Raw genomic sequence first — 11,777 nt, 5'->3', positions numbered from 1 at the left:
CATGTGCGGCATCACCGGGTCCATGGTCCTGCACAACGCTCGACCGACGACGGCCGAGGTACTGGAGCGGATGAGCGATACGTTGACGCACCGCGGCCCGGACGCGGCGGGCGCCCTGATCCAGGACGGCGTGGCGCTGGCCTGCCGCCGGCTGAGTCTGGTCGACCTCGCCGGCGGCGGGCAGCCGATGTCCAACGAGGACGGCAGCGTCACGATGGTGTGCAACGGCGAGATCTTCAACCACGTCGAGCTGCGCGCCCTGTTGCTCGCCCGGGGCCACCGATTCGAGTCGTCCTGCGACGTCGAGGTGATCCTGCACCTCTACGAGGACGAGGGGCCCGAGCTGTTGGCGCGACTCAACGGCCAGTTCGCGTTCGCGATCCACGACCGGCGCCGGCGACAGCTCTTCCTCGCGCGCGACCACGCCGGGATCGCTCCTCTGTACTACACGGACACCGGCGGGCACTTCGTCTTCGGATCGGAGATCAAGTCGATCCTGGAACACCCCGGCGTACCGCGCGACGTGGACCTCACCGGTCTGGACCAGGTCCTCACCTTCCCCGGGCTGGTGAGTCCGCGCACCATGTTCCGCGGCATCGAGAGCGTGCGCAACGGCCACTACCTGATCGTGCGGGACGGTGTCGTCACCGACCGGTGCTACTGGGCCCTGGACTATCCCCGCGACGACGTCGCGCATCGGCCCGACGAGTTCTACCCGGAACATCTGCGTGAACTTCTCACCCGGGCCGTTCGGCTACGGATGCGGGCCGACGTCGAGGTCGGTTTCTATCTCAGCGGCGGCCTCGACTCCTCGCTGATCGGCGCGCTGGCGTCGCAATCGGGGCTCCCCGCCCGCTCCTTCTCCATCACCTTCCCCGACGCGGCCATCGACGAGTCCGGGTATCAGCGCCTGATGGCGACCAAGGTGGGGTCCGTGCACCACGAGGCGGTCTTCACGGAGCAGGACACCGTCGCCGAACTCCAGCGCATGGTGCGCCATGCCGAGTGCCCGGTGAAGGAGACCTACAACACCTGCTCGCTGGTCCTGTCGGCGCTCGCGCGAGAACACGGCGTCAAGGCGATCCTGACCGGCGAGGGGGCCGACGAACTCTTCGGCGGGTATCCCGGGTACCGGTTCGACGCGGGTGGGCGCGGCCCGGTGGTGTCGGGCGATCCGCTGGAGGACGCCTTCGAGGACGACCTTCGCGCCCGGCTGTGGGGCGACCCGGAGCTCTTCTACGAGCGCCGGTACCACGCGTGGCGGGACACGAAATTCGAGCTCTACTCCGAGCAGGCCCGGGCCGCCTTCGAGGAGTTCGACTGTCTGCACCACCCGGTCGTCGACCACGAGCGCCTGGTGGGCAGGCCGCGGCTCAGTCAGCGCTCCTATCTGGACTTCACCCTGCGGCTGTCGGACCACCTGTTGACCGACCACGGGGACCGGATGGCCCTGGCCAATTCCGTGGAGGCCCGCTATCCGTTCCTCGACCGCGCCGTGCTCGATTTCGCCACGCAGGTTCCCAACCGGCTCAAGGTGGGCGCGCGGGGCGAGAAGCTCGTGCTGAAACAGGCCGCGGAGGGACTGGTCCCGCGGGAGATCATCCGCCGGGAAAAGTACGGGTTCCGCGCGCCCGCGAGCCCTCGGCTGCTCCGGCGCAACGTCGAATGGGTCGACGACCTGCTGTCCCCGGCGCGCATCGCCCGTCAGGGCTACTTCGATCCGGCGGTCGTGGAGCAGTTGCGCTCGCGCAGCCTGGACGCGGGCTTCGACCTGCATCCGCACCTGGACGACGATCTGTTGCTCGTCGTCCTGACGTTCGGAATTCTGCTGGACACCTTCAACCTTCCCGGTCACGTGTGAACGCGGGTCGAGCAAAGGAAACCGCAATGGCGTTCGAACCGATCCAGTCGCTTGTCGCCCGCGCGATCGACCGCTTCCCCGACCGAGTCGCCGTACAGACCACGCACGGCTCACTGCGCTATCGCGAACTGGATCAACGCGTCGACGCCGTCGCGGCCGAGCTGTATCGGTGCGGAGCCCGAGCCGGCTCCGTCGTCGCGATCCTCGCCGGCGACCGGGCCGAGCTGACCGCGACCCTGCTCGCCGTCCTGCGGCTGGGCGGTGTGGTGGTCCCCCTCGACGTGGGCACCCGGCCGGATCGGCTGGGCTGGACGCTGCGCGAGGCGGACCCTGATCTCCTGGTCGTCGGCACCGACGACGGCGACCTCGGGGACGACGTGCGCGACACGTGCGACCGGGCCGCCCTGGTCGATCTCGGCACGGTCAAGGACCGACCCGGGAACGACTACCCGCCCCACGTGCCGGCGCCGGACGATCCCTGCTACCTGTTCTTCACCTCCGGCTCCACCGGCCGGCCCAAGGGGATTCTCGGCCGGCTCAGTGCGGTGGACCACTACATCCGCTGGGAGGCGGAGCTGCTCGGCGCCGGTCCCCGATGGCGGGTGGGCCAGCTGATCTCGCCCGCGTTCGACGCCGTGCTGCGCGACCTGCTCCTGCCGTTGAGCGTGGGCGCGACGGTATGCGTGCCGGCCGAGGACGTCCGGCTCGACCCGGTCGCCCTGTGCCGGTGGCTGGACCGGGAACGGATCGATCTGATCCACTGCGTGCCCTCGGTCTTTCGCGCCCTGGCGGGCGCGATCGACACGGTCCGGCCGGGGTTCGAGGCGCTGAAGTGCGTGGCCCTGTCCGGCGAGCGCGTGCTGCCCGCCGACGCCGCCGGCTGGTTCGACCGCTTCGGCGAGCGGATCCGGCTGCTGAACCTCTACGGGCCCTCGGAAACCACCATGACGAAGACCTTCCACTTCGTCACCGCCGCCGATGCCCGGGGCAGGTCCGTCCCGATCGGGCGCCCGATGCCCGACACCGTCGTCCTGCTGCTCGACGAACGCGGCCGGGAGGTACCGCCGGGGCGGGTCGGCGAGATCTACCTGCGTACGGCCTACCGCAGCCTCGGGTACCACCGCAGGCCGCAGGAGACCCAACGCGCCTTCATCGCCGACCCCACCCGGCGCGGCGACGACGAAGTCGTCTACCGAACCGGGGACTTCGCCCGCCTGCTGCCCGACGGCACGCTCGACTTCCTCGGCCGCAGGGACCGACAGGTCAAGGTCGGCGGCGTGCGGGTGGAGCTGGACGGGGTGGAGCAGCTCCTGCGCGAGGACCCGTCGGTCGCCGAGGCGGCCGTCGTATCGGTCGAGCCGGACGACGCCCCGCCGTACCTGTGCGCGTTCGTCGAGACCGGCTCCGGAACGGATCCCGAGGAGCTTCGCTCCCGGCTGAGCGAGCATCTGCGCGAGCACCTGCCGGACGCCGCGATCCCGGCGGTGATCGTGCCGCTGGAGCTCATCCCGCGCACCATCAGCGGCAAGATCGACCGCAAGGCGCTCACCGTGCCCGTGCGGCCCCCCGCCCGACCCGACGCGGACGCCGTCGCACCGCGCACCGCCACCGAACGCACGATCGCCGGGATCTGGGCGCGTACGCTGCCGGCCCCGGTCGACGACGTGCACACCCGGTTCTTCGACGTGGGCACCTCGCTGGCCGTGATCTCGGTACTGGCGCGACTGACCGAGGAGTTCGGGGTGTCCGTCCCGCTGGCGGACTTCCTGGCGAACCAGACGATCGAGGGCCTGTCGAACCTGGTCGAGCGCTTGCTGCTCGCCGACGACGACGCCGACGACGACCTCTTCGGGAGCTGACATGACCGACCAGCCACTGGACGCCGAGCAGACCGCGTCCGTCGAACGCCGGGTACGGACGGCCGTGTTGGACCAGGACGGCGTCCTCGACTGCGCCGTCGTGTTCAACGAGGCCGACCCCGCGGCGGCCGGCGCCCGCGCCTGTGTCCGGTGCGGGATCAGCGCGGCGTACCCGGGACTGCGCTTCGACCCGGACGGGGTCTGTTCGCTGTGCGCGCGCTACGCCGCCCATCGATCGGCGATGCACGCCTACTTCCGTGACCCGCGGGAGCTGGCGCCGCGACTGCGCGAGGCCGCGCGGGGGCGCGGATCGCACTACGACTGCCTGCTGCTGTTCAGTGGCGGCAAGGACAGCACGTATGTGCTCTACCAGCTCGTGGGGCTGGGTCTGCGGGTGATGACCTTCACGTTCGACAACGGGTTCATCTCGCGGACCGCGCTGCGCAACGTCGAGACCGTCACCGCCGAACTGGGCATCGAACACGTCACCGCCACCCACGCCGACCAGAAGCGGATCTTCCTGAACTCGCTCCAGGAGCACAAGAGCGTGTGCAACGGGTGCTTCCGCTCCCTCCTGGACCTGAGCACCGAACTCGCGCACCAGCGCGACATCCCCACGGTGGTCACCGGGCTCTCCCGCGGCCAGATCATGGACGAGCGGCTGTCCTGGTTCCACGAGCAGGGCATCTTCGACGTGGCCGAGATCGAGGAGAAGCTGCGGCTGGGCCGGGAGGTGTACCACCGGGCCGCGGGTACGGTCGACGCCGCCGCGGTGAACGCGGTCCAGGTCGTCGACTACTTCCGCTACTCGGCGGTGACGAAGGAGGACGTGCGAGCCTTCCTGCGCGAGCGCTCGTCGTTTTGGGCGCAGCCCACCGATACCGGGTTCTGCAGCTCGAATTGCATGATCAACGATGTGGGCACCTACGTTCACGCGGCGGAGCGCGGTTTCCACAACTACGAGGCGCCGACCCGCTGGGAGGTACGGCTCGGGCATCTGGACGTCGCCGAGGCGGACGCGGAGCTGCGCGCCCCGGTGGAGACCGCGCAGGTGAAACGGATGCTGGCCAGGATCGGCTATCCGGACCCGGCCGACGCCGACCGGACGGGCGCCCGGCTGGCGGTCTACTACGTCGCCGACCGAAGCGCGTCGGGCGACCGGCTCGCGGCCGCGGTGGCCGATGCCCTGCCGCCCGCACTGGTACCGGCGCAGTGGGTGCAGGTGGCGGAGATCCCCAGGGTCGCGGGCGCCGTGGATCGGTGGGCTCTGCGCGGGATGCACCGCCCGAAGGCCCCGGGCTCGCGGGGCGGGGGCGTCACCGCGGACGCGGTTTCCGATCGCTCGGTCGCGGTCCGTCCGGTACAGCGTCGGATTCTCGATCGGGATCCGGTCCGGGCCGCGCACCGGGCCCGAGCCCTGTTCCTGACCTCGGAGTCCGGTTTCCCGGTCACCGACGTGAAGCGGGTGTGGTTGCAACTGCTTTTGCATCACGAGGCGTTGCGGCTGCGGTTCGGCCACGGGGATCAGGGCTGGCGGCAGTTTCGGGGCGGCCTCGGCGGTGCGGTCCACGTCTCGCGGGTGGACCTCGCCGGCCGGGACCCGGGCGCGCACGGGCAGGTGTTGCGTCGGCTCACCGACCGGATGCGGGCCCGGCTGCACGTCGATCGGGGTCCGCTGCTGCGGGCCGCGGTGGTCGACCGGGGCACCCGGCCGGCGGGTCTGTTGATCGTGGTGCACGAACTGGCCGCGGACGTCGAGTCCTGGCGGGTGCTGTTGGCGGACCTGGCCTTGGGGCTGGGACAACTCCAGGCGGGCTCGGACGTCCGGTTGCCGCCTGCCGCGTCGTTCCTGGATCACCCGGCCGAGCCCGCCGGCGTCGAGGACGAGGCGGGCCCGGAGGTCGCCGGGGCCGGCTGTGTCCTCCCGGGTTCGCCCGCACCCGAGCCGATCGCCGAGGAACCGCTCGAAGCGCACTGCCCGGTGCGCGCGGCGACGGCCCGCGACGTCGCCGCTGCGATCGCGCACGTGCTGGTCGAGGAGTTCGGCGGCGGGCGACTGGTCGTGGACGTCCTCGATCACACCACGCGCAGGCCCGCGGCACGGGTGATCGGTCCGCTGGCCGAAGCGGACCGCTGGTTGGTGACCCCGCTCGCGCGGGGAGCGAGCGTCGTACGGGCCGCGGGAGCTGCCGAGCCGGCCCGGGTGCGCTACGAACACTTCGGCGATCCGGCCGCCGCGCTGCTTCCGTCGGGGGTGGCCTGGACGCTGCGCGACACGGTGTGGCGGGACTTCGCCGGGCCGGGGCACCCGGGCGACACCGATGCGACGATCACCGGTGTCGTCGACGCCGGCGAGCTTGTGCTCACCTGGTGGTGTCCCGCCTCCGTGGGCACGCGGCTGGCGGCGGCCCACATCCCCGAGCGCGTCGCGCAGCGGCTGATCGGGGAGCAGGCCGGCTGAGGTGGCGCGCTCACGCACCCTCGGTGTGCTCGGTGGGAGGGGACCGGCGGCGACGGCGGAGTTCCTGCGACTGCCGGCTGCCGGCGCGACCCCGGGTTCGGCGGTCCACGAGCTGCTGCGCATTCGGTGCCTGCCGGTGATCAGCGCCTGTACCGAACTCCCGCTCGCCTACGCGCACAGCGGGCTGCCGGCGGAATTCCAGGTGTCCAGCGTCGACGCGCCGGCGTCGGCCTGCGCGCACGCCCTGTACCCCCACCGCGGACCGGTACCGGGCCTGCGCTCGTCGACGGCCCGACGGGCGGTCGCCGGGTCCGGCTCCGAGTCCACGTCCGATCCCCCCGAAGGAGCACGATGACACGCTCACGCCTGTCGAAGGAACGCCGGCTGCTGCGCGAGACGGTCGCCGACTTCGCCCGCGCCAAGGTGGCTCCGGTGATCGCCGATATCTACCGACGCGAGGAGTTTCCCTACGAACTGGTCGCCGCCATGGGCCGCATGGGCTTGTTCGGACTGCCCTTCGAGGAACGCTACGGCGGCATGGGCGGGGATGTGTTCACCCTGTGTCTGGCCATCGAGGAACTGGCCAGAGTGGACTGCTCGGTGGCCGTCGCACTGTCCGCGGGCGTGACGCTCGGCGCGATCCCCATCCATCGCTTCGGCACCGCGGCACAGAAGGAACGCTGGCTCCCCGCCCTGTGCACCGGCGAGCGGATCGCCGGCTTCGGGCTCACCGAACCCGGCGGCGGGACCGACACGGCGGCGGCCCGCACCAAGGCGGAACTCGACGGCGACGAATGGGTGATCAACGGCAGCAAGGCGTTCATCACCAACTCCGGCACCGCCATCACCAGCCTGGTCACGGTGACGGCGGTGACCGGTACCCGCGCCGACGGCGCCAAGGAGATTTCCGCACTCGTCGTGCCGTCGGGCACACCGGGCTTCACGGTGGCGCCGTCGTACTCCAAGGTGGGCTGGTGCGCCTCGGACACCCACGAACTCGGTTTCGCCGACTGCCGGGTGCCGGCCGAGCACCTGCTCGGCGAACGCGGCCTGGGCATCGCGCAGTTCATGTCGGTGCTGGACGAGAGCAGGATCGCGATCTCGGCCGTCGGAGCGGGCATGGCCCAGGGCTGCGTGGACGAGTGTGTGCGCCATGCCAAGGAGCGGACGGCGTTCGGGCAGCGCATCGGCGCGTACCAGTCGATCCAGTTCAAGATCGCCGACATGGAGACGCGCGCCCACACCGCACGCCTGGCCTACTACTCGGCCGCGGCCTCGATGCTGCGCGGCGAATCCTTCTCGAAGGAGGCGGCGATGGCCAAGCTGGTCTCCTCCAGGGCGGCGATGGACAACGCCAGGGACGCGACCCAGATCTTCGGTGGCTCCGGCGTGATGAACGACAGCCCCGTGGGCCGCTTCTACCGCGACGCCAAGATCCTGGAAATCGGCGAAGGCACCACCGAGGTACAACAGATGATGATCGCCAGGCACCTCGGCCTGTCCTGACCCCACCGCCGACCACGCTCGGTCCGGCCGCGACCTTTCTCGGGTGGGGCGAGCGGGTTATCCCAGTCCGAGGTCGAGGGCGGCGGCGAGTTCGCCGTTCTCGGTGCCGTCGCTCAGTCGGGCCGGCCGACCGGGCGGCACAGCCCTCCGCCCGGACTCCGGCACGGGCGCCGCTACCCGACCGTATTCGGCGCTCCCCTGCACACGACAGCCTTCGGCATGCCACCATGGGCGCATGACTAGTGCGTACCCGGAGCCCGGTCCGGCTGCCGAAGTCGACTGGACCGACAGCATTCCTGTCCCCCCTCTCGACTACGCCTCCCAGCGCGAGTTCGAGCAGGCCCTGGAAGGCGCCCTGGACGAGCTTCTCCCCCTTTTCGAGGATGCGGGCCTGTAACCGGTGTACGCGCTTTCGGACGACCACCTGCGCCGGGTCAACGCCTCCGTCGGAGGAACCGGCCGCGAACGGGATCCACGCCTGCTGAGTTCTCTCCAAGCGGCGGTGTACGGCAGAGGCTTCAAGCGGCCTCTGCATCCGACGTTGCCGCAACGAGCCGCGGCCCTGATGAGCTACATCACCCAGGCGGCGGTCTTCGAGAGCGCCAACGAACGCACGGCCCTGACGGCCGGAACCGTGTTGTGCACGATCAACGGCCACCGCATCGTGTGGACGGATTCGAAGGAAGCCGACGCCTTCATTCGGGCCGTGGGATACGCCCATCCGACCGTTTCGTGGATAGCCGACCGGATCGAAGCGCGCCTCCAGCCCATTCCGCGCTCGTAGTCGCCCCGGGGCCCTGATCGACATGTTGCCCGCAGGGGCGCCGAACAGGCAGCCCGTGGTGGCTGCTTCATCACCGGAGCCATGTCGTCGACACCGACGACTCGCGTCTTCGGTGACGTGATCCGTGCGTCCTGGAATGGCGGTCCCGCGCACCGCTCCGAACTGCTCGACGCCGTCACCCGGGACACCATGGCGGCCCGGGCCGGGGTCACTGCGGAGACCCGGTCCGCCCGAGGTCCACTGACACCGATTCACCCGATTTTCGGGCGGTTCAGTGCTTTTTGCAGAGAAGTCTGTGTCGTGCCCCCTTTCGCATGTCCACCTGCCCCAACCTGGAGCGCGGGGGTGGTTTCGGGACGAGGGAGACAGGTGCGCGAGGAAGACATCACGGTCGTCGACGCCAAGACCGTGGACACCGCGGTCAAGGCGACCATGCTCGGCAATGCCATGGAGTGGTACGACTTCGGCATCTACGCCTACATGGCGGTCACGATCGGGAAGGTGTTCTTTCCGTCAGGGAACGACACCGCGCAGACGTTGTCGTCGTTCGCGACCTTCGCCGCCGCGTTCCTGGTCCGGCCGCTCGGCGGCTTCTTCTTCGGGCCGCTCGGCGATCGGATCGGGCGCAAGAAAGTGCTCGCGATCACGATGCTGATGATGGCGAGCGGCACGTTGTGCATCGGGCTGATCCCCGGCTACGGCACGATCGGCTTCCTCGCGCCGATCCTGCTGGTCCTGTTCCGGATGCTCCAGGGATTCTCGGCCGGCGGCGAGTACGGCGGCGCGAGTACGTTCATCGCCGAGTACGCGCCGGACAAGCGGCGCGGGTTCTACGGCAGCTTCCTGGAGTTCGGCACGCTGATCGGCTACATCCTGGCGGCGAGTCTGGTCACCCTGCTGACGGCGGTGCTCAGCGATCACGAGATGCGTACGTGGGGGTGGCGCATCCCGTTCCTGGTGGCGGGCCCGATCGGGGTGATCGGGCTGTATCTGCGGCTGCGGCTGGAGGAGTCGCCGGCGTTCGCGAAGGTGATGGAGCGGTCGGCGGCGACCGAGGCGGTAACGGGGAAGGACGAGCACGGGAACGAGACGGTGCGCGAGTTCAAGCGGATCTTCCTCGGCCAACGGCGCGCGATGGTCATCTGCATCGCGCTGGTCGCGGCGTACAACATCAACGACTACATGCTGCTGTCGTACATGCCGACCTATCTCTCCGACACCCTCGGCTACAGCGAGACGCACGGCCTGCTGCAGATCGTCGTGGTGATGATCGTGCTGCTCGCGGTGATCCACCCGCTGGGCGGGCTGACCGATCGGATCGGCCGCAAGCCGGTGATCATCACCGGGTGCGTGGGCTTCATGGTGCTGCCGATCCCGTGCTTCGTGCTGATCAAGCAGGGCGACCTGGTGCCGATCTTCATCGGCCTGCTGATCCTGGGCCTGGTCCTGGTCTGCTTCCTGGCCACCATGTCGGCCGCGTTGCCCGCCCTGTTCCCGACCGAGATCCGCTCCGGGGCGCTGTCCGTCTCGTTCAACATCTCGGTCTCGCTGTTCGGTGGCACCACTCCGTTCGTGGCCGAGGCGCTGGTCGACGGGACGGGCAACGACTACATGCCGGCCTTCTACATGATGCTCGCGGCGGCCGTCGGCTTGGCCGCCGCGCTCACGATGACCGAGACGGCCCGCAAGCCGCTGATGGGTTCGCCGCCGGCGGTGGAGACGGTCGAGGAGGCTCGGGAACTGGTCGCCGCGCAGCGGTGATCACGGCCGGCGGCGCCACGCGGTGTGCACGACCTCGCCGGACCGTTTTCCGGTGCGTCGGTTCGCGGTGTGCCGGTTCGCGGTGTGTCGGATCCTGCTCAGGCGGGCGTTGCTCCGTCGGGTGTCGCGGTCGGCGCCCCGTCCTCGTGTCGGTCGATCAGGACGGCGAAGGCGTCGAGGACACGTTGCAGGCCGAAGGAGTAGGCGTGGGCCGGGTCGTGGGCGCTTCCGTGTGCGGCGCCCGCGGCCGCGCCGACCCGGACGGCCGTGGGATAGGTCTTCTCGTCGAGCACCCGGGCCAGCAGGGGGGCGTTCAGCTCCCACCACTGTCGGTCGTTCATGGCGCTGTCGTTTCGGGCGGCGCGGGCGTCGGCGTCGACTCGGGCGCACGCCTGCACGAAGGTCAGCAGGTGGGTCAGGCAGTCGTCCATCTCGACGTCGTCCAGGCCGAGGCCGTCGAGTCCGGATAGTTCGTGCTCGTACTTCGCCATCTGCCCCGGCCCCAGGGGAGGTCGGATCGTGGAGACGGTCACGGCCCACGGGTGGCGGTCGAACAGGGCGATGTTCTCGTCCGCGATGGCGGTGACGCGCCGGCGCCAGGGTTGTCCGGTGGTGTCGGAGCGGGGCATCCGGGTGTAGGCGGCGTCGAGCATGAGGTCGAGGAGCTCGGCCTTGCCGGGGACGTAGGTATACAGGGTCATCGGCACCACGCCGAGGTCCTTGGCCACTCGGCGCATGGTCAGCGCCTCCAGACCCTCGGCGTCGGCGATGGTCGTGGCCGCCTCGACCACCGCGTCGACGCTCAGTCCCCGTCGTGGTCCTCGGCGACGGTCGGAGGAGGCGTCGCGCCACAGCAGGCGCAGGGTGTGGGCGGGGTCGCCCGAGCCGGTTCTTTCCGTCGACATGGTCGTCCTCTCGTTTTTCAACTCTGTACGTTGTACATTGTACGTCGTACAGAGAAGTTGCTCGTCGTGTTCTCGGAGGCATCTTTCATGAAGGTCACGTCCAGTGCCGTATCGCTCAACGTGGACGACGTCCCGGCGTCCGCCGGCTTCCTCGTCGAGCACTTCGGATTCCGCGAGGAGATGGCCGCCGACGGCTTCGCGTCCCTGACCCGCGACGACGCCGGGATGAACGTCATCTTCCTGCGTCGAGGGCTGGAAAGCCTCCCGGCCGACCAGCGCGACGTGCACGCCACGGGATTGATCCTCGCCTTCGTCGTCGAGGACCTCGAAGGCGAACTGGCGCGCCTGCGCGCCGAAGGCGTCACGATCACGATGCCCCTGACCGACGAGGAGTGGGGCGAGCGCGCCTTCCAGGTCCGCGACCCCAACGGAGTCATCGTGCAGCTGGTCGACTGGAACGCCCCCACCACCGCCTGAGCCGAGCGACGGCCGCGCCCCGAAAGCACCACGGTGCGCGGCCGGCCCGGGCCCGTGCCGGGGGTAGTGGATCGCGGGTGTGGCGGACAGAGGCCGCGTCGAACTCACGGTCGCGGGCGTGCCGTCGGCGGCGAGGTCGCCGCGGACTCCGATGCGGGTGGGG

The 11,777-nt window shown here is 70.1% G+C and carries 10 protein-coding genes; 9 read left to right on the top strand and 1 reads right to left on the bottom strand.

Features of this window, described 5'->3' with window-relative positions; translation table 11 throughout:
* Position 1: 1 nt before the first annotated feature.
* The 8 genes from asnB (at position 2) to proP (ending at position 10,232) form a co-directional block, all read left to right on the top strand.
* The gene (gene asnB / locus ACWGR4_RS04480) at positions 2 to 1,861 is read left to right on the top strand and encodes an asparagine synthase (glutamine-hydrolyzing) (protein ID WP_452128025.1); all 1,860 of its coding nucleotides are present in this window, start codon (positions 2 to 4) and stop codon (positions 1,859 to 1,861) included.
* Positions 1,862 to 1,887: 26 nt separating this feature from the next.
* Positions 1,888 to 3,720, top strand: coding sequence for a non-ribosomal peptide synthetase (locus tag ACWGR4_RS04475; RefSeq protein ID WP_452128026.1), 1,833 nt, complete (start codon positions 1,888 to 1,890; stop codon positions 3,718 to 3,720).
* 1 nt (position 3,721) lies between these two features.
* The gene (locus ACWGR4_RS04470) at positions 3,722 to 6,181 is read left to right on the top strand and encodes a condensation domain-containing protein (protein ID WP_452128027.1); all 2,460 of its coding nucleotides are present in this window, start codon (positions 3,722 to 3,724) and stop codon (positions 6,179 to 6,181) included.
* A 1-nt stretch (position 6,182) separates the two neighbouring features.
* A complete protein-coding gene (locus ACWGR4_RS04465) occupies positions 6,183 to 6,536 on the top strand; it encodes a hypothetical protein (RefSeq protein ID WP_452128028.1) in 354 nt (117 codons plus the stop codon).
* Positions 6,533 to 7,687: an acyl-CoA dehydrogenase family protein gene (locus ACWGR4_RS04460; RefSeq protein ID WP_452128029.1), complete on the top strand. Its 1,155-nt coding sequence runs from the start codon at positions 6,533 to 6,535 to the stop codon at positions 7,685 to 7,687. The genes ACWGR4_RS04465 and ACWGR4_RS04460 overlap by 4 nt, the downstream gene beginning before the upstream one ends.
* A gap of 235 nt (positions 7,688 to 7,922) precedes the next feature.
* On the top strand, positions 7,923 to 8,084 hold the full coding sequence (locus tag ACWGR4_RS04455; RefSeq protein WP_380005773.1) for a hypothetical protein: 162 nt from the start codon (positions 7,923 to 7,925) through the stop codon (positions 8,082 to 8,084).
* A 3-nt stretch (positions 8,085 to 8,087) separates the two neighbouring features.
* Positions 8,088 to 8,471 carry a hypothetical protein gene (locus ACWGR4_RS04450; RefSeq protein ID WP_380005775.1) on the top strand — a complete coding sequence of 128 codons (384 nt, stop codon included), beginning with the start codon at positions 8,088 to 8,090 and terminating at the stop codon, positions 8,469 to 8,471.
* Between the two features lie 300 nt (positions 8,472 to 8,771).
* Positions 8,772 to 10,232: a glycine betaine/L-proline transporter ProP gene (gene proP / locus ACWGR4_RS04445; RefSeq protein ID WP_452128030.1), complete on the top strand. Its 1,461-nt coding sequence runs from the start codon at positions 8,772 to 8,774 to the stop codon at positions 10,230 to 10,232.
* Positions 10,233 to 10,330: 98 nt separating this feature from the next.
* On the opposite strand, the gene ACWGR4_RS04440 is transcribed toward proP, so the two are convergent.
* Complete coding sequence (locus ACWGR4_RS04440; protein WP_452128031.1) at positions 10,331 to 11,137, bottom strand: TetR/AcrR family transcriptional regulator; 807 nt, start codon at positions 11,135 to 11,137, stop codon at positions 10,331 to 10,333.
* Between the two features lie 87 nt (positions 11,138 to 11,224).
* Between ACWGR4_RS04440 and ACWGR4_RS04435 the strand changes: the two genes are divergently transcribed.
* Positions 11,225 to 11,614, top strand: coding sequence for a VOC family protein (locus tag ACWGR4_RS04435; RefSeq protein ID WP_380005781.1), 390 nt, complete (start codon positions 11,225 to 11,227; stop codon positions 11,612 to 11,614).
* Positions 11,615 to 11,777 lie beyond the last annotated feature (163 nt).

It is taken from the genome of Embleya sp. NPDC055664 (genome assembly GCF_053618075.1).
The sequence above is the reverse complement of the archived record's forward strand: the minus strand, read 5'-3'. Positions and strand labels throughout refer to the sequence as shown.

What these genes read in the sequence shown, in the direction of transcription:
- ACWGR4_RS04455 (WP_380005773.1), top strand. Translation starts at nt 7,923, where the DNA reads ATGACTAGTGCGTACCCGGAGCCCGGTCCGGCTGCCGAAGTCGACTGG.
- ACWGR4_RS04435 (WP_380005781.1), top strand. Translation starts at nt 11,225, where the DNA reads ATGAAGGTCACGTCCAGTGCCGTATCGCTCAACGTGGACGACGTCCCG.
- ACWGR4_RS04440 (WP_452128031.1), bottom strand. Translation starts at nt 11,137, where the DNA reads ATGTCGACGGAAAGAACCGGCTCGGGCGACCCCGCCCACACCCTGCGC.
- asnB (WP_452128025.1), top strand. Translation starts at nt 2, where the DNA reads ATGTGCGGCATCACCGGGTCCATGGTCCTGCACAACGCTCGACCGACG.
- ACWGR4_RS04475 (WP_452128026.1), top strand. Translation starts at nt 1,888, where the DNA reads ATGGCGTTCGAACCGATCCAGTCGCTTGTCGCCCGCGCGATCGACCGC.
- ACWGR4_RS04460 (WP_452128029.1), top strand. Translation starts at nt 6,533, where the DNA reads ATGACACGCTCACGCCTGTCGAAGGAACGCCGGCTGCTGCGCGAGACG.
- ACWGR4_RS04470 (WP_452128027.1), top strand. Translation starts at nt 3,722, where the DNA reads ATGACCGACCAGCCACTGGACGCCGAGCAGACCGCGTCCGTCGAACGC.